The sequence below is a fragment of the Amycolatopsis sp. FU40 genome, assembly GCF_021903635.1.
In the GTDB taxonomy this organism is placed as follows: Bacteria; Actinomycetota; Actinomycetes; order Mycobacteriales; family Pseudonocardiaceae; genus Amycolatopsis; species Amycolatopsis dendrobii.
Genome location: NZ_CP091381.1, coordinates 166054 through 183233 on the forward strand (window position 1 = coordinate 166054; position 17180 = coordinate 183233).

Consider the following 17180-nt stretch of genomic DNA (forward strand, 5'->3'; position numbering starts at 1 on the left):
GATGCGCGTCCGGCTGCAGGGCATCGTCGTCACGCTCGTCGCGCTGCTCGTGTTCGGGCTCGGCATCCCGCTCGCGCTCAGCATCGCGAGCAGCCTCCAGCAGAAGCTCTTCCTCGACCGGCTCACCGACACCTCGCGGTTCGCCTCGCTCGCCCAGCGGCCGCTGCTCGACAACCAGCTCGGGCTGCTGGAACCGAAGCTGCGCCGGTACACCGAGGTGTACGGCGTGAAAGTGGTCGTGGTGAACCAGGACGGCGATCCGGTGCTGAGCTCGGTGGGCGGCGCCGTCGACCGGACCGCGATCCGGGTGCCGGTGAACGAGGCGCTGGCCGCCCGTCCGCCCGAAGCCGGGCCTTTGCTGATGCCGTGGGCGAGCAAGCCGCTGGTGCTGGCCGAGCCGATCCTCATCGACGGCGAGGTGCGCGGCGCGGTGGTGACGGAGTCGGCGACCGATCACGTCCGCACCCAGCTGCTGTGGCAGTGGCTGCTGCTGGCCGCGTGCGCGCTGGTCGCGTTCGGGCTCGCGCTGCTCGTCGCGCTGCCGGTGGTGCGCTGGACGCTGCGCCCGGTCCGGCGGCTGGACGAGGCGACGGGCGCGCTGGTCGCGTCCGTGGTCAGCGGCCGCGAGGCGGAACCGGTGGGGGAGAGCGGCGGTCCGCCGGAGCTGCGGCAGCTGGGCCGGTCGTTCGACCGGATGGCGGCGAGTGTGTCGGAAGCGCTGGCCGCGCAGCGTGCGTTCGTCGCCGACGCTTCGCATCAGCTGCGCAATCCGTTGACGGCGTTGAAGATCCGGCTGGGCAATCTCGACGGCCAGGTCACCGACGAAGCCGCGGCGGCCGATCTCGAAGCCGCGCAGGTGGACGCCAAGCGGCTGAACCAGATCCTCGACGAGCTGCTGTCCATGGCCCGTGCGGAGTCCGCTGGCGGCGAGCTGGTTTCCGAAGACCTCGCCGAGGTGATCGCCGATCGCGTCGCCGACTGGTCGGTGGTCGGAGCGACTCGCGAGGTCTCATTGGAGAGCGCGGTGAACGTCAACGGCGCGCGCGTTCTCGTGCCGCCGCGCGGGCTGGAGGTCGTGCTCGACGCGTTGCTGGACAACGCGCTCAAGTTCAGCCCCTCCGGCACTTCGGTCGAGGTGGCCGCGAGCGTCGCCGGAGACCGCGTGACGGTTTCGGTCCGCGACCACGGGCCCGGGCTGCGAGAGGACGAACTGGAGCGGGCGGCCGACCGGTTCTGGCGGAGCACGGCACACCAGAACGTGCCCGGATCGGGGCTGGGGCTGGCGATCGTGACCGAGATCGTCCGGCATTCCGGCGGCGAGCTCCAGCTGTCCCTGCCCGACGGCGGCGGGCTGCGGATCGCGATGGACTTCCCGCTCGAGCGCTAGACCTTCTCCGCGCGGTAGTACGCCAGCGCGCCGGGATGCAACGGCAGCGGCCCGGTTTCGATGCCCGGGTGCACGTCGATCGACAACGCCGCCCGGTTGACCGCCGCGAGCTGCGGCCGGGCGTCGTACAGGCCCTTCGTGAGCGCTTCGGCGACGTCGGCGGACATCGAGGTGGGCACGACCAGGAAGTTCGGCACCACGAGCGTCGTGACCGGGCCGGGCTGGTCGTACGTGCTGCCCGGGATGGTCGCGGTGCCGTACACCGGGCTGAACCGCTGCATGCCCGGCATCAGATTGGACATGTCGAGCAGCCGCAGCCCGACCTTGCGGTTGTACTCGGTGATGAGCGGCGTCGGCAGCCCGCCGGACCAGAACATCGCGTCGACCTTGCGGTTCTCGAGCGCGGAGAGCGAATCCTCCAGGCTCAGCTGGTTGACCGTGACCGCGCCTTTCAGCCCGGCGACCTTCAGCACCCGGTCGGCGATGTACTCGACGCCCGACTCGGGAGAGCCGACCGCGATGTGGTGGCCGCGCAGCATGGACACCGCGGTGTAGGGCGAGTCCTTGCGGACGACGATGTGCAGGTAGTCGTCGTGGATGCGGGCCAGCGCGGCGAGCTTGCCGGGGTGCGCGGCCGCCGCGTCCGCGGCCAGGTCCGCGGCGACGAACGCGACGTCCGCGCCCCCGGAGAGCACTCGGTTGAGGTTGTCCCGCGACCCCTGGGTGGCGAGCACCTCGGGCGTCTCGATCCCGAGTTCGCCCGCCCACGCCGACGCCAGCGGCCCGGCCAGATCGTGGTAGACACCGCCCGCCGACCCGGCCGCGACGCGCAGGTGCAGGTTCGCGAAGCTCGGCCCGCACCCGCTCAGCAGCACCATGAGCACTGCCAGCGCCGCCGTCAGCCTCCATCGCATGCAGCGATGGTGCCAGAGGTCAGCCGGTGACGTCGGCCAGGCTGTCGCCCATGCGGATCTTGCTGAGCCACTGCGTCGCCGTCTCGTCGGCCTGGTGGTAGACGCCCCACTTCAGGTAGTTCCGGTCCCCGTCGATCGTGGTGCCGGTGTAGGTGGTCGATCCGTCGAAGAACGTCTGGCGCTTGCCGTCGAACCAGAACTGGATCGTGCCCTCGGTCCGGTCGGTGGAGATGCGGAACGCGATGTCGTGCCACTGGTCGTTCGAGACCGGCGCGTTCCAGAGCTTGACGCTGGTGTGGTCGGTCGTCCACTCCTCCAGCTGGAGCTGGCCGCCGGAGATCTTGAGGACGATCGGATGGTTCGCGGTGCCGGTGCTCGGGCTGCATTTCAGCTGGAACACGTACCGGCTGGTCGAGTCGGTGATGCGGTACTTCGACGACCAGCCGAGGTAGAAGGTCTTGCCCGCGGCGAGATCCGGGCCGACCGCCTCGCAGCGCTCCTCCTTGGCGAGCTGCTCGGCGACCCACACCTTGCCCTTCACGGAGTCGGCGGTCTTGAAGTGGCCGTCGGCGCACTGGATCGAGTTGAACGCGCCGACGCCGTCGGCGGGGTCGGCCGACCAGGTGACCGATTGCGGAACCGGTTCCGCGGCGACCGGGGCGGCCGCCAGCGCGGCGACGACGAGCGTGCTCGCGACAGCGGCCGCGGAGCAGGCGAAAACCTTGCGCACTTTTCCTCCATAGCGGCGGCGGTCCGATTCGGAACAATGGCGGTGATCTTATCTTCGGGCGGGCGCGGAAAACAATAGCGAAAATTGTTCGGCGACATCCGGTCCGGTGCATTTTCGTTCCCGGTCAACGGCACATTTCCCGATTAGCGGAATGCTCGGCGAGGCGCGTCGCGGATACCGCCGCATTGCGTCCGCCGGGCGGGTGCCGGGTCCGCCCTCGGCCGCGGGGTTTAGTCTGGACGGCGATGAACGCGAAAACGTACCAGATCCGCACGTTCGGCTGCCAGATGAACGTGCACGACTCCGAACGGCTCGCCGGGCAGCTCGAGGAAGCCGGCTACGTCCCCGCTCCCGGGCAGGCGAAGCCGGATCTGGTCGTGTTCAACACCTGCGCCGTGCGGGAGAACGCGGACAACAAGCTCTACGGCACCCTCGGGCACCTCCGCCCGGACAAGGTCGCCAATCCGGACATGCAGATCGCCGTCGGCGGGTGCCTCGCGCAGAAGGACCGCGGCGACATCGTCAAGCGCGCGCCGTGGGTCGACGTCGTCTTCGGGACGCACAACATCGGTTCGCTGCCGGCGCTGCTGGAGCGTGCGCGGCACAACGCCGAGGCCGAGGTCGAAATCCTCGAATCGCTCGAGACGTTCCCGTCCACGCTGCCCGCGCGCCGCGAATCGTCCTACGCGAGCTGGGTGTCGGTTTCGGTCGGCTGCAACAACACCTGCACGTTCTGCATCGTGCCGTCGCTGCGCGGCAAGGAGCGCGACCGCCGTCCCGGCGAGATCCTGGCCGAGGTCGAGGCGCTGGTCGCCGAGGGCGTGCTCGAGGTGACCCTGCTGGGCCAGAACGTGAACTCCTACGGCGTCGAATTCGGGGACCGGCTCGCGTTCGGCAAGCTGCTGCGCGCGACCGGCGGGATCGACGGGCTGGAGCGCGTGCGGTTCACCTCGCCGCACCCGGCCGCGTTCACCTCGGACGTGATCGACGCGATGGCCGAGACCCCGAACGTCTGCCACCAGCTGCACATGCCGCTGCAGTCCGGTTCGGACCGGGTGCTGCGCGAGATGCGCCGGTCGTACCGGTCGACGCGGTTCCTGAACATCCTCGACGAGGTGCGCGCCAAGATGCCGGACGCCGCCATCACCACCGACATCATCGTCGGGTTCCCCGGCGAGACCGAGGAAGACTTCCAGGCGACGCTCGACGTCGTCCGCGCCGCGCGGTTCTCCAGCGCGTTCACCTTCCAGTACTCGAAGCGCCCCGGCACGCCCGCCGCCGAAATGGCGGAGCAGCTGCCGAAGGAGGTCGTGCAGGAGCGCTACGACCGGCTGGTCGAGCTGCAGAACGAGATCTCCTGGGAAGAGAACCGCAAGCTGGTCGGCCGCCGGGTCGAGCTGCTGGTCGCCGCGGGCGAGGGGCGCAAGGACGCGGAGACGCACCGGATGAGCGGGCGGGCCCGAGACGGACGGCTGGTGCACTTCACGCCGACCGGTTCGGCCGTCGACCGCTCGGTCCGGCCGGGCGACGTCGTGGAGACGGTGATCAGCTACGGCGCGCCGCATCACCTCGTCGCCGACGGAGACCTTCTGACGCATCGCCGCACGCGAGCGGGCGACAACGCCGAAGCCGGTCTTCGGCCCAAGACGAGCGGGGTCACCCTGGGACTGCCGGGCTTCGGAGCCCCGGCGGCGCAGCCGGCCCCGGTGAGTGGGTGTGCAGGATGAGCGAACCGGGAACGCCGGCCGAGGTCGACCGCAGGCTGAGCGAGGAGATCGACGACGCGGGCCGCCGCGTCGCGCGCACGGTGGAGCTGGGCAGGCGCGGGTTCACCATCTCGGTGCTGATGTTCGTGCTGCTGGTGGCCCAGATCCTGCCGTGGGCCCAGGGCCGCGCGGGCTGGGAGACGCTGGCCGGCCAGGCGGGCGGGGTCCCGCAGCTGTTCGCCGTGACGTCCACCGGGGTCGGCGTGTTCATCGGCGCGGTCGCGCTCGTGTCGCGCCGCTGGTGGGTCGCGTGGTGCTGCGCCGCGGGCGGCTGGTTCGCCTCGGTCGACGGCCTGCTGGCGATCTGGTCGCAGCAGTCCGCGCACGCCAGCGGAGCGTCCGGCGACGGTCCGGGCATCGGCATGATCGTGGCGTGGATCGCGACGATCATCCTGGCGACGCTCTGGATGCGGACGGCTTTTTCGCGCAACTGACCGCTTCCGGCAAAGGGCGGTGAGGGGACCCTCACGGACTCTGATTCCCCCGGGGACTTGAAAAAGGGCCGGTACCGAGCGGTACCGGCCCTTTCGCTTGAGCTAGCTCAGCGGTCGGCGACCGCGGCTTCCGCGGCCTCCATCCATTCCCGCCACTGCGCGGCCTGCTCGTCCGCCTTCTTGGCCCGCCGCTCGTCCCCGGCGGCGCGGGCCTTCGCGGCCTGCGATTCGAACTGCTCGACGCGCTCCCGGAACTGCGCGGCACGCGCCTGCGCCTCCGGGTCGGTGCGGCGCCAGCGGCTGTCCTCGGCCGACTTCACCGCGTCCTGCACCGCCTTGAGCCGTCCGTCCAGTTCGCGGATGCGCTCGCGCGGGACCTTGCCGATCTCGTCCCACTGCTCCTGGATCCGGCGCAGCGCCGACTTGGCCGCGTCGAGGTTGGCCGCCACGTCGATCTTCTCGGCCTCGACCAGCAGTTCTTCCTTGCGCTGGGCGTTGCCGGCGAACTCCGCGTCGCGCTCGGAGAACACCGCCGAGCGGCGGGCGAAGAACGCGTCCTGCGCCGCGCGGAACCGCTGCCACAGGGCCTCGTCACTGTCCTTCGGCGCGCGCCCGGCAGCCTTCCACTCGGCCATCAGGTCCTTGTACCGGCCCGCGGTGGCGCCCCAGTCATCCGAGTCGGACAGCGCTTCGGCCTCGGCGATCAGCTCTTCCTTGCGCTGCTTCGCGCTCGCCCGCTGCTTGTCCAGTTCGGCGAAGTGCGAGCCGCGGCGGCGGTTGAACGCCTCGCGCGCCTTCGAGAAGCGCTTCCACAGTTCGTCGTCGGTTTTGCGGTCGACGCCCTTGACCGTCTTCCACTCGTCGAGGATCGCGCGCAGCCGGTCGCCCGCTGCCTTCCACTGGGTGGACTCGGCGGCGATCTTCTCCGCCTCGTCGGCCAGCGCCTGCTTGCGCGCCACGGCCGCGGCCCGGGCTTCCTCCCGCTCGTGCTTGACGTTGACCAGCGCCTTCTCCGCCAGCCCGATCACGAACTCGAGCCGCGCGGCGAGCGCTTTCAGATCGCCGACCACGGCCGCCTCGCCGAGCCCGTCGCGAATCTGGGTGGCGCTCGAGAGGGCGTGCTTCGGGTCGCCCGCTCCGGAGTTCAGCCGCGTTTCGAGCAGTTCGACCTCAGTGCGCACGTCGTCGAAGCGGCGTGCGTAGTGCAGCAGGCCTTCCTCGGGCGTGCCGGCCTGCCAGACCCCGACCTCGCGTTCGCCGTCGGCGGTGAAGACGTAAACGGTGCCTTCCGCGTCGACCCGGCCCCAGGTGGCGGGGGCGGGTTCGGCGGGCGGCACCGGAGGCGCGGCATGGCCGGCGCCCTGCGCGTGCGGCACCGGGTGCGGTGCCGGGGTGCCGGGGGACGTGTTCTCCTGGGCCATCGCAGGCTCCTTATCGCCTGTACGCCCGCGGCTGCGGGCGCCCCGCCGCGTGAGCGGGGCCGGGTTACGCTGTTGTCGTGCTCTGCCGGGGGCATGGGGCCCCAGCGGCATTCAAGCAGCTCAGCGCGCGCCGTGGTACTGGATGAGCCGCCTGAAAGCGTTGATCCTACTTCTCCTTGACGCTCCGTGCCCGCGTCCCGACCCGGCCGGGTAGCGTTTCTCAGCGTGATCAGCCCAGCTCAACGGCCCCGTCCGGTGGCCGTCGTCGGCCCTACCGCCACCGGGAAGACGGCACTGGCCGTCGAGCTCGCGCTGGCGCTGGACGGCGAGGTGGTGAACGCCGACGCGCTCCAGCTCTACCGGGGCATGGACATCGGCACCGCCAAAGCGACCGAGGAGGAACGCCGAGGGGTCCCGCACCACCTGCTGGACGTACTCGACGTGACCGAGACCGCGTCGGTCGCCGCCTATCAGCGTGATGCCCGCGGCACGATCGAGCGGATTCTCGCCGAGGGCCGGGTTCCGGTGCTGACCGGCGGTTCCGGGCTGTACGTGCAGGCGGTGCTGGACGACCTCCATTTCCCCGGCACCGACCCCGCGGTGCGCGCGCGGCTCGACGAAGAGGCCGCCGAACTCGGCACCGCCGCGCTCTACACCCGCCTGGGGGAGCGCGACCCGGTCGCGGCGGCGGCGATCCTGCCCACGAACACCCGCCGCATCGTGCGTGCGCTGGAGGTCATCGAGATCACCGGCGAGCCGTTCTCCGCGAACCTGCCGAAACCGGGTCCGGCGCGCTGGGACGCCGTGCTGATCGGGGTCGACCGCGAGATCGCCGAACTGGACGAGCGCGTCGACCTGCGGGTGGAGCGGATGTTCGAGGCCGGTCTCGTGGACGAGGTGCGCGAGCTGCTCGGCCGCGGTTTGCGGGACGGGAAGACCGCTTCGCGAGCGCTCGGCTACCAGCAGGTGCTGGCCGAACTGGACGGCGAAGGCGACTTCGCGGCGGCTGCCGCGGCGACCGCGCAGGCCACTCGGCGGTTCGTGCGGCGGCAGCGTTCGTGGTTCCGCCGGGACAAGCGGATCCAGTGGTTCGACGGCGGATCGGCGGACCTGGCCGCGCGGGTCCTCGCCGTGCTCGACCAGTAGCCTGGACGCATGGGCGGCATCGAATTCCTCAAGGGCCACGGCACGCAGAACGACTTTGTGCTGCTGCCTGACGCGGCCGGCCGCCTGGACCTCACGGCGGAGCGCGTGGCGGCGCTGTGCGACCGGCAGCGGGGCATCGGCGCGGACGGCGTGCTGCGCGTCGTCCGGGCGAAGGCGATCGGCCAAGAATCCGCGGGCGAGTGGTTCATGGACTACCGCAACGCCGACGGCTCGATCGCCGAAATGTGCGGCAACGGCACCCGCGTTTTCGCGCGCTACCTGGTCGACGCCGGGCTGGCCGAGGAGGGCGAGTTCGTCATCGGCACCCGCGCGGGCGACCGGCCGGTCGTCGTGCACCCGGACCGTTCGGTCACCGTGCAGATGGGTCCGGCGGCGATCACCGGCACGTCGGTCACCGTGGTGGCCGGGCAGCCGTTCTCCGGGGTCGCGGTGAACGTCGGCAACCCGCACCTGGTGTCGGTCACCGACACCGACATCGCCGGGCTCGACCTGCGCGACCAGCCCGATTTCGACCACGATTTCTTCCCCGCCGGGGTCAACCTGGAGTTCGTGAACGTGCTCGGCGAGGGCGCGCTGCGGATGCGCGTCCACGAGCGCGGCGTGGGGGAGACGCGCGCCTGCGGCACCGGCACGGTCGCCGCGGTGGCCGCTTCGCTGCACCTCGCGGGCAAGGACACCGGCGAGTCCACAGTGGACATTCCGGGCGGGCAGGTGTCGGTCACGATCGGGCGCGGCGAATCGACGCTGTCCGGACCGGCCGAGATCGTGGCCCGCGGCGAGCTGGACGAAGCCTGGTGGCTCGCCGCGGGCGCTTGATCAGCTGATCGTCACCGCCACCGAGAGTTCGCCCTCCTGGGTGGCCACGGTGTTCACCACTCCGGCGACGCGCACGTCCTCGGCGATTCCGGCGAAACCTTCGAGCAAGTCCGCCGGAGCGGTGACCGACAGCGTCTCTACAGAGGTCCGCATCGACACCTTCGCGTCGGACTTGGCCCGGCGCACCGCGGCGATCACGGAACCGGCCAGCGGCAGCAATGCGACGTCACCGTCGACGTCGGGCGCGGTCGGCCAGGACGCCTGGTGCACCGAACCTTCCTGCCACCACGACCAGATCTCTTCGGTGGCGAACGGCAGCACCGGCGCGAACATCCGCACCAACGCCGACAGCACCGTCCGCAGTGCCACCTGCGCCGATTCGGCTGCCTCCGCGCCGAGATCGCCGTACGCGCGGCCCTTCACCAGCTCCACGTAGTCGTCGCAGAACGTCCAGAAGAACGTCTCGGTCACCTGCATCGCGCGCGCCTGGTCGAGAGCCTCGAACGCGGCTGTCGCTTCCTCGATCACCTGCGCCAGCGCGGCGAGCACAGACCGGTCCAGCGGCTGCGTGGCGACCGATGCCGGCTTGGGGATCCCGAGGCCGAGGACGAACCGGCTCACGTTCAACAGCTTCGTCGCCAGCCGTCGCCCGACCTTCATCTGGCCTTCGTCGACCGCCGTGTCCACGCCCGGGCGCGCGCTCGCCGCCCAGTAGCGCACCGCGTCGGAACCGTGCCGCTCCAGCAGATCAGCCGGCGTGACGACGTTGCCGACCGACTTCGACATCTTCTTGCGGTCGGGGTCGAGCACCCAGCCGGAGATCACCGCGTCCCGCCACGGCAGCACGCCTTCCTCCAGTTCGGCGCGGACCGCGGTGGAGAACAGCCAGGTGCGGATGATCTCGTGCGCCTGCGGCCGCAGCGAGTACGGGAACACACGGCGGAACAGGTCGTCGTCGATGCTCCAGCGACCGGCGATCTGCGGCGTCAGCGAGGACGTCGCCCAGGTGTCCATCACGTCCGCCTCGGCGACGAACCCGCCCGGCACGCCGCGCTGCTCCTCGGCGTAGCCCGGCGGCACGTCGGTGCTCGGGTCCACCGGCAGGCTGGCGTCCCCGGGCGTCAGCACCGCGTCGTGGTCCGGCTCGCCATGGGCGTCCAGCGGATACCAGACCGGGATCGGCACGCCGAAGAACCGCTGGCGGCTCACCAGCCAGTCGCTGGTCAGGCCCTCGACCCAGCTGCGGTAGCGGACCCGCATGTGCGGCGGGACCCAGTTCAGCTCCTCGCCGCGCTCCAGCAGTTTCGCGCGCAGGGCGTCGTCGCGGCCGCCGTTGCGCAGGTACCACTGGCGGCTGGTGACGATTTCCAGTGGCTTGTCGCCCTTTTCGTAGAACTTCACCGGATGCGTGATCGGCCTCGGCTCGCCGCGCAGCGCGCCCGCCTCCCGCAGGAGCTCCACGAGGATCTGACGTCCAGTGTGGACAGTCTTGCCCGCGAGAGGCTCGTAGGTGTCCGCCGGGACGCCCTGCGGCGGTTCGGCGCGGAACCGGCCGTCGCGCCCCAGCACCGGCCGCGTCTCGAGCTGCAACGCGCGCCACCAGGTGACGTCGGTCGTGTCGCCGAAGGTGCACACCATCGCGATGCCGGTGCCCTTCTCCGGATCCGCGAGATGGTGGGCGTGCACCGGCACCTCGACGCCGAACACCGGCGTGCGCACGGTCTTGCCGAAAATGCCTTGGTAGCGCTCGTCATCCGGATGCGCGACGAGCGCGACGCACGCGGGCAGCAATTCGGGCCGGGTCGTGGAGATCAGCACTTCCGCGCCGTCTTCGGCGGTGAACACGAGGTCGTGATACGCGCCTGGTCGTTCGCGGTCTTCCAGTTCGGCCTGGGCGACAGCGGTGCGGAAGGTGACGTCCCACAGCGTCGGGGCTTCGGATTGGTACGCCTCGCCGCGCGCGAGGTTGCGCAGGAACGCGCGCTGCGAGATCTCCGTGGTCGCCGGGTCGATCGTCTGGTACGCCAGCGTCCAGTCGACCGAAAGCCCGATGCTCCGCCAGACCTCCTCGAAGACCTGCTCGTCGGTTTCGGTCAGCTGACGGCACAGTTCCACGAAATTGCGCCGGGACACCGGAATCGCGTTCTTGCCGGGCTTGTCCGGCGGGGTGAAAGACGGGTCGTAGGGCAGCGACGGCTCGCAGCGCACGCCGAAATGGTTCTGCACCCGGCGTTCGGTGGGCAGTCCGTTGTCGTCCCAGCCGACCGGGTAGAAGACCGAACGCCCGCGCATCCGTTGGTAGCGCGCGAGAACGTCGGTGTGCGTGTAGGAGAAGACGTGCCCGATGTGCAGCGAACCGCTCGCGGTCAGCGGCGGCGTGTCGATCGAGTAGACGTCCTGGCGGGTCCGGTCGAACCGGTATACGCCTTCGCGTTCCCACACCGGTACCCATTTGGCGGTCAGGCCGTCGACGCCGACTTTGTGCGGGATCTTCTCGTCCATGCCCGCACCTTACGGGGCGGATACAGCGATTTCCCCGCCCGTCGGCAGATCCCGCATGCGCCGCAGCGGCGAGCAGATCACCCACAGCGCGCCCGCGATCGGCCCGGCGGTCCCGATCCACAGCGCGCCGGCGAGCCCTAGCCACTCGCCGAGCCCGCCGCCCAGCAGCCCGCCCAGCGGCAGCGCTCCCCAGACGACGAACCGGACGCTCGCGTTCATCCGGCCCAGCAGCCGGTCCGGGGTGATCGCCTGGCGGTAGGAGACCTGCGCGATGTTGTAGAGGATCACGCCGAACCCGAACGCGGCCATCCCGAACCCGGCCGGCACGATCCGCCAGTCCGGCGCGGCGAACAGGACCAGGATCTCGCCCGGCCAGAACAGCACCGGGACCAGCCAGATCGACCGGGCCTGCCCGATCTTCCGGATGATCGGACCGGCGCACAGCGCGGCCGCGATGCCGCCGATGCCGCTCACCGCGAGCAGGCCGCCGATCTCGGCCGGTTTCAGCCCGGCCGTGCGGGTGAGGAACAGCACCTGGACGGCCTGGACCACTCCGCCGAAGAAGTTCGACGTGGCGGTGCAGGCGACGATCGCGCGCAGCGGCCGGTCGGCGGCGACGAACCGCAGGCCTTCGAGCATCTGCGGCACCAGCCGGTCGTGCCCGGCGCGTTCGGGGAGGGTTTCGACGGTGCGGATGCGCCACAGGCACAGCGCGGACGTGAGGTAGCCGAGCCCGGTGACCAGGACCGTGCTGGCCGCGCCGATGAACTGCACGAGCACGCCGGCGAGGCTCGGCCCGGCGATCTGCGCCGACGACTGCACGCCCTGCAGCTTCGCGTTGCCCTCCAGCAGCTTCTCGCGGCCGACCAGCGCGGGCAGATACGCCTGGTAGGAGACGTCGAAGAAGACCGTCGCGAAACCGACGAACAGCACGACCACCAGGACCTGGGCCATGGTGAGCACGCCCGCCCACCAGGCGAACGGGACGCTGAGCAGCAGCACTCCGCGGACCAGGTCGGCGGCGAGCATGAGCGGCCGTTTGCGCATCCGGTCCACCCACACGCCCGCGGGCAGGCCGAGGACCAGGAAGCCGAGCGTCTCGGCCATGGTCAGCAGGCCCATCTCGAACGGGGTGGCGGCCAGCGTGACGGCGGCGAGCAGCGGAATGGCCGTGACCCCGACGAACATCCCCAGCTGGCTCGCCGTGTCCCCGGCCCACAGCCTGCGGAAATCGGCGTGGAAGAAGAGTGAGTCGCGACGCACCCGATCGAGTGTTGCCGAGTGATTGGAAAGTGTCAATCACTTTGTCTAGGCTGCTCGCGTGCCGCGGAAACGACGACCCTCCACCGAAGCCGAGGCGGCCGCGCTCGCGTCCGGAATACGGCTGCGCATCATCCGGTTGACCTCTTTCGAGGCGATGACGAACAAGGAGCTGGCAGCCCGGCTCGGCCGCGACCCGGCGACGACGCTGCACCACGTGCGGCGGCTGGTGGACACCGGTTTTCTCGTTCCGCAGGAACCGCGCCGGGGCGCGCGCGGGGCGAAGGAGATCCCGTACCTGTCCACCGGGCTTTCCTGGCAGCTGGACAACGCGGACGCCGACGCGATCGCGGTCAACGAGGCCATGCTCGAGGCGTACCTGGCCGAAATGGCCGAGGCCGACCTGGCGGAGACGGAGACGACCCGGCTCGTGGTCCAGGTGGGCGCCGAGGACGTCGCGGAGTTCAAGGAGCGGCTCTACGGACTGCTCGAAGAATTCAAGGCCAGGCCGCGCGATCCGGCCTCGGAACGCACCGCCGTGTACGTCTCGATCTATCCCAGCAGGTAATCCACTCGGCTCCCGCGCGGAAACGTGGGACCATGGAGGCACGATGACAGAACAGACACACGAAGACTTTTACGACGACAACGACCCCTACGACCCCTCGGTCGGGGAGATGGAGCTCGAGGACCGCGCGTCGCTGCGCCGGGTCGCGGGCCTCTCCACCGAGCTCGAGGACATCACCGAGGTCGAGTACCGGCAGCTTCGGCTGGAGCGCGTCGTGCTGGTCGGCGTGTGGACTGAAGGCACCGCCCAGCAGTCCGAGGCGTCGCTGGCCGAACTGGCGCGACTGGCCGAGACGGCGGGCTCGGAGGTGCTCGAAGGCCTCGTCCAGCGGCGGCAGAAGCCCGATCCGGCGACGTATGTCGGGTCCGGCAAGGTCCGCGAGCTCCGCGACGTGGTCGTGGCCACCGGCGCCGACACGGTGATCTGCGACGGCGAGCTCTCGCCAGGCCAGCTGCGCCAGCTGGAGGAGAAGGTCAAGGTCAAGGTGATCGACCGGACCGCCCTGATCCTCGACATCTTCGCCCAGCACGCCCGTTCCAAGGAGGGCAAGGCGCAGGTAGAGCTGGCCCAGCTGCAGTACCTCGTCCCGCGGCTGCGCGGGTGGGGCTCGGCGCTGTCCCGGCAGGCCGGCGGCCGCGCGGGCGGTGCGAACGGCGGCGTGGGCCTGCGCGGGCCTGGTGAAACGAAGCTGGAGACGGACCGGCGGCGGATCAGCAAGCGCGTGGCGAAGCTGCGCCGGGAGATCGCCGCGATGGACACCATCCGCGAAACCAAACGCGGCAAGCGCGTGGCCAACGAGGTGCCGAGCGTGGCGATCGTCGGCTACACCAACGCCGGCAAGTCGAGCCTGCTCAACGCCTTGACCGGGGCCGGGGTGCTGGTGGAGGACGCGCTGTTCGCCACCCTCGACCCGACCACGCGCCGGGCGCAGACGGCCGACGGGCGCACGTTCACGCTCACCGACACCGTCGGGTTCGTGCGGCACCTGCCGCACCAGCTGGTGGACGCGTTCCGCTCGACGCTGGAAGAGGCGGCCGACGCCGATCTGCTCGTGCACGTCGTGGACGGTTCGGACGCGGCTCCGGAGGACCAGGTCAACGCGGTGCGCGAGGTGCTCGCCGAGATCACCCGCAGCCGCAAGGAGCCGCTCCCGCCGGAGCTGCTGGTGATCAACAAGGCCGACGCGGCCGACGACGTCACCCTGGCCCGGCTGCGCCACGCGCTGCCCGGTTCGGTGCAGATCTCCGCGCGCACCGGCTCGGGCGTGGCCGACCTGGCCGAGGTGCTGGCCGAACGGCTGCCGCGCGCGGAAACGGTGATCGACGTGCTGGTCCCGTATTCGCGGGGCGAGCTCGTGTCCCGGGCGCACGCGGAGGGCGAGGTGCTGGAAGAAGAGCACGTCGCCGACGGCACGCGCTTGCAGGTGCGGGTCCGGCCGGACCTCGCCGCGGCTCTGCGGGCGTTCGAGACCAACGCCTCGGCGCTCTGAACGTCTTCCGTAGTGCACGGCCCGAGCGGGCCGTGCACTACGGAGGTGAACTGGTGCGGGTCGTCCTGGCACTGACGGCTGTCCTGATGCTCGCGGGAGCTGTCCCGGCAGCGGCGGCTCCGGCCCCTGAGCCTCTTTGCCAGGTCAAGGACAAGCGCCTCAACGAGCTGTCCGGCCTGGCCTCCGACGGCGAGCATTGGTACGCGATCAACGACGGCGGCACCAAGGTGCAGGTCTTCGTCCTGGATCGGAAATGCCAGGTGACGGACGTCCTGACGGATTCCACGGACCCGTATGACGTGGAAGATCTGGCCCGCGGCAAAGACGGCACCCTGTGGCTTTCCGACACCGGCGACAACCGCGCCAAGCGGGAAACGGTCGCCCTGCTGGAACTGAAACCAGCCGGCGGCGCGGCCGTCGTGCATCGCCTGACCTACCCGGACGGTCCGCACGACACCGAAGCCCTGGTTCTTGACCAGTCCGGCACGCCGTTCCTGGTGACCAAAGACCTGCTGGGCACTTCCAAGGTCTACCAGCCCTCGGGCCCGCTGGCAGCTCCCGGCCCGACGAAGCTGAAGCAGGTCGGCACTCTGCGCGTCCACAGCACCGACACACCGGGCGGCCCGGTGGGCTCGTTCGGTTCGGCACTGATCACCGGAGGCGCGACCAGCGCGGACGGGAAAGTCATCGCGCTGCGGACCTACACGGACGCGTATTTATACGCGGCCCCAGACGGCGATGTCGCGGCGGCTCTGCAACGCGAACCTGTCCGGATCCCGTTGCCGAATGAAAAGCAGGGCGAAGCGATTGCTTTCGAGCCGGACGGCACGTTGTTGTCCGCGAGCGAAGGCGTCGGCGAACCGGTGCGGGCGATCAAGAACGCGACCTCTCTGGTCACTCCGCAAGCACCTGCACCAAAGCCAGGTGGTGCCGCTACTCCTCAGCCAGCGGAGCAGGAGTCAGGCGGTTTCCCGCTCGTTCCCGCTGCCGCCGTTGCCGCGGTGGTTGTTCTCGGTGCGTGGTTCTTGCTCGCCAGGAAACGCCGCCGTTCCTGACTCGCTGCCGCACTTTCGCGCCGCTACAGCCGAGGTGCCGTTCCCGCCACAGCGCGGTTCCTCGTACGCCGTTCTTGCCGCGGCGCCGTTCCAGACGCGCCGCCCGCGCTCGGTGCCGCTCTCGCGCGCGGCAGCTTCTGCTTCGGCAGCGTTCCTGCCGCACTACTCCTGTTGTGGCGTCGTTCTTGCCGCGCCGCTCGGGCGTTGCCGCTCCTGCCGTGGCAGCGTTCCTGCCGCGCCGCTATTCCTGCCGCGCCGCTATTCCTGCCGCGCCGCTATTCCTGCCGCGCCGCTATTCCTGCCGCGACGCCGCTCTTGCCGTGGCACCGCTCTTGCCGCGCCGCCTTTGTGCGCCGCTGTTCTTGCCGCGCGATTCCGCTCCCACAGCGGCACCATTCCTGACGCACCGATCCCGCCGTGGCACCGCCCCTGCCGTGCCACCGCTCGTACGAGCCGCGCCTGCCTCCGTTCCCGCCGCGCCGCTGCTTCCGGCCTGACGCAGCCTCGCAACCGTCGGCGAAACCGAACCCCGGCGCGCACTCCCCTCGCCCCGGCCCAGGGGAGGGGAGCGCGCCACGGTTCAGAGCCGCCGCAGCACCGCCACGACCTTGCCCAGGATCGACGCGTCGTCGCCGGGAATGGGCTCGTACGCGTCGTTGTGCGGCATCAGCCACACGTGCCCGTCCTTGCGCTTGAACGTCTTCACCGTGGCCTCGCCGTCGATCATCGCGGCGACGATGTCCCCGTTCTCCGCGGCGGGCTGCTGCCGGACGACGACCCAGTCGCCGTCGGTGATGGCGGCGTCGACCATCGAATCGCCGGTGACGCTCAGCAGGAACAGTTCGCCCTCGCCGACGATTTCGCGCGGCAGCGGGAAGACGTCCTCGACAGCCTGTTCGGCGAGTACCGGACCGCCTGCCGCGATCCGGCCGACCAGCGGCACGTACGCCGCCTTCGGCACGGACGGCTGCTGGTCCATCTCGATGCCCATCGGGTTGTCGTCGGTGGACGCGAGCACGCCCACCGCGCGCGGCCGGTTGGCGTCGCGGCGCAGGTAGCCCTTGCGCTGCAGCGCGCGCAGCTGGTGCGACACCGACGACGTGGACGTGAGCCCCACCGCCTCGCCGATCTCGCGCACGCTCGGCGGGTAGCCGAAGCGGCTCACCCACGTGCGGATGACGTCGAGCACCTGCTGCTGGCGGACGGTCAGCGTCTCGTCCACGTCGTACACCTCCGGCATGGCGCTCACCTTCCCCGTGCTCTCGTGGCCGGATTCGCGCGCGGATTGTGCGGACGCCTTGCCCCGCGAGGCCGTCTTGGCCCCTTTCGCCGAGGTGCCCTTCACCGTGTCCTTCTCCAACGCTGCGTCGCCTCCAGCCGTCCCGCGGTCGCCGTGTCGGCGTCCCGCGCGTGTCCGCGTGCGCCGGTCCGGGATCCGCGTTTTCCGCGAACGCCCGTCCGGCGGCACCCGCCGGAGCCGGTCCGGCAGATGTCCTGGTCACCGACGTTAGTCACCGCGAGCGACGATTTCAAACATCTGTTCGATCGACACGCCGTGTCCTCTCGATTTTGTCGGTGCGGGGTGGTAGACCTTCGCACGGACGTTCGATAGAACGCCTGTTCGATCTGGACCGCTGCGGCGCAGGTGTACGGCCCGGACCGGACGGATCC

General features: G+C 70.5%; 14 protein-coding genes. 8 read left to right on the forward strand and 6 right to left on the reverse strand.

Going from position 1 to position 17180, the window contains the following annotated elements; all coding sequences use genetic code 11:
- Nucleotide 1: 1 nt before the first annotated feature.
- Nucleotides 2-1387 carry a HAMP domain-containing sensor histidine kinase gene (locus L3Q65_RS02010; RefSeq protein WP_237598660.1) on the forward strand — a complete coding sequence of 462 codons (1386 nt, stop codon included), beginning with the start codon at nt 2-4 and terminating at the stop codon, nt 1385-1387.
- Here L3Q65_RS02010 and L3Q65_RS02015 read toward each other — a convergent pair.
- Nucleotides 1384-2301, reverse strand: coding sequence for a TAXI family TRAP transporter solute-binding subunit (locus L3Q65_RS02015; RefSeq protein WP_182890826.1), 918 nt, complete (start codon nt 2299-2301; stop codon nt 1384-1386). The two genes, L3Q65_RS02010 and L3Q65_RS02015, sit on opposite strands and share 4 nt — an antisense overlap.
- A gap of 19 nt (nt 2302-2320) precedes the next feature.
- On the reverse strand, nt 2321-3031 hold the full coding sequence (locus L3Q65_RS02020) for a heparin lyase I family protein (RefSeq protein WP_182890825.1): 711 nt from the start codon (nt 3029-3031) through the stop codon (nt 2321-2323).
- 245 nt (nt 3032-3276) lie between these two features.
- Between L3Q65_RS02020 and miaB the strand changes: the two genes are divergently transcribed.
- Nucleotides 3277-4758: a tRNA (N6-isopentenyl adenosine(37)-C2)-methylthiotransferase MiaB gene (gene miaB, locus L3Q65_RS02025; protein WP_182890824.1), complete on the forward strand. Its 1482-nt coding sequence runs from the start codon at nt 3277-3279 to the stop codon at nt 4756-4758.
- Nucleotides 4755-5231, forward strand: a complete 477-nt coding sequence (locus L3Q65_RS02030) for a hypothetical protein (RefSeq protein ID WP_182890823.1) — start codon at nt 4755-4757, stop codon at nt 5229-5231. The genes miaB and L3Q65_RS02030 overlap by 4 nt, the downstream gene beginning before the upstream one ends.
- A gap of 107 nt (nt 5232-5338) precedes the next feature.
- Here the strand turns inward: L3Q65_RS02030 and L3Q65_RS02035 are convergent, their stop codons facing one another.
- A complete protein-coding gene (locus L3Q65_RS02035; protein ID WP_182890822.1) occupies nt 5339-6652 on the reverse strand; it encodes a DUF349 domain-containing protein in 1314 nt (437 codons plus the stop codon).
- A 225-nt stretch (nt 6653-6877) separates the two neighbouring features.
- Between L3Q65_RS02035 and miaA the strand changes: the two genes are divergently transcribed.
- Together miaA and dapF are read left to right on the forward strand one after the other, a co-directional pair.
- Nucleotides 6878-7798, forward strand: a complete 921-nt coding sequence (gene miaA / locus L3Q65_RS02040) for a tRNA (adenosine(37)-N6)-dimethylallyltransferase MiaA (RefSeq protein WP_182890821.1) — start codon at nt 6878-6880, stop codon at nt 7796-7798.
- Nucleotides 7799-7807: 9 nt separating this feature from the next.
- Nucleotides 7808-8635: a diaminopimelate epimerase gene (gene dapF, locus L3Q65_RS02045; RefSeq protein WP_182890820.1), complete on the forward strand. Its 828-nt coding sequence runs from the start codon at nt 7808-7810 to the stop codon at nt 8633-8635.
- Here the strand turns inward: dapF and valS are convergent, their stop codons facing one another.
- Both valS and L3Q65_RS02055 read right to left on the reverse strand, forming a co-directional pair.
- Entirely contained in the window at nt 8636-11137 is a 2502-nt protein-coding gene (gene valS, locus L3Q65_RS02050; protein WP_237598661.1) for a valine--tRNA ligase, read from the reverse strand.
- Nucleotides 11138-11146: 9 nt separating this feature from the next.
- Complete coding sequence (locus L3Q65_RS02055; protein WP_182890818.1) at nt 11147-12400, reverse strand: MFS transporter; 1254 nt, start codon at nt 12398-12400, stop codon at nt 11147-11149.
- A 58-nt stretch (nt 12401-12458) separates the two neighbouring features.
- On the opposite strand from L3Q65_RS02055, the gene L3Q65_RS02060 reads away from it, so the two are divergent.
- The 3 genes from L3Q65_RS02060 to L3Q65_RS02070 are packed head-to-tail and all read left to right on the forward strand — an operon-like array spanning nt 12459 to nt 15509.
- Complete coding sequence (locus L3Q65_RS02060; RefSeq protein WP_182890817.1) at nt 12459-12965, forward strand: transcriptional regulator; 507 nt, start codon at nt 12459-12461, stop codon at nt 12963-12965.
- Nucleotides 12966-13008: 43 nt separating this feature from the next.
- Entirely contained in the window at nt 13009-14454 is a 1446-nt protein-coding gene (gene hflX / locus L3Q65_RS02065) for a GTPase HflX (RefSeq protein WP_182890816.1), read from the forward strand.
- A gap of 53 nt (nt 14455-14507) precedes the next feature.
- On the forward strand, nt 14508-15509 hold the full coding sequence (locus L3Q65_RS02070; protein WP_182890815.1) for a hypothetical protein: 1002 nt from the start codon (nt 14508-14510) through the stop codon (nt 15507-15509).
- A gap of 580 nt (nt 15510-16089) precedes the next feature.
- On the opposite strand, the gene lexA is transcribed toward L3Q65_RS02070, so the two are convergent.
- Entirely contained in the window at nt 16090-16749 is a 660-nt protein-coding gene (gene lexA / locus L3Q65_RS02075) for a transcriptional repressor LexA (protein WP_067593639.1), read from the reverse strand.
- Between the last annotated feature and the right edge of the window lie 431 nt (nt 16750-17180).

Excerpts from the sequence above, each read along its gene's own strand:
- L3Q65_RS02015 (WP_182890826.1), bottom strand. The coding sequence starts at position 2,301 with ATGCGATGGAGGCTGACGGCGGCGCTGGCAGTGCTCATGGTGCTGCTG.
- lexA (WP_067593639.1), bottom strand. The coding sequence starts at position 16,749 with ATGCCGGAGGTGTACGACGTGGACGAGACGCTGACCGTCCGCCAGCAG.
- dapF (WP_182890820.1), top strand. The coding sequence starts at position 7,808 with ATGGGCGGCATCGAATTCCTCAAGGGCCACGGCACGCAGAACGACTTT.
- miaB (WP_182890824.1), top strand. The coding sequence starts at position 3,277 with ATGAACGCGAAAACGTACCAGATCCGCACGTTCGGCTGCCAGATGAAC.
- L3Q65_RS02030 (WP_182890823.1), top strand. The coding sequence starts at position 4,755 with ATGAGCGAACCGGGAACGCCGGCCGAGGTCGACCGCAGGCTGAGCGAG.
- valS (WP_237598661.1), bottom strand. The coding sequence starts at position 11,137 with ATGGACGAGAAGATCCCGCACAAAGTCGGCGTCGACGGCCTGACCGCC.
- hflX (WP_182890816.1), top strand. The coding sequence starts at position 13,009 with ATGACAGAACAGACACACGAAGACTTTTACGACGACAACGACCCCTAC.
- L3Q65_RS02010 (WP_237598660.1), top strand. The coding sequence starts at position 2 with ATGCGCGTCCGGCTGCAGGGCATCGTCGTCACGCTCGTCGCGCTGCTC.
- L3Q65_RS02035 (WP_182890822.1), bottom strand. The coding sequence starts at position 6,652 with ATGGCCCAGGAGAACACGTCCCCCGGCACCCCGGCACCGCACCCGGTG.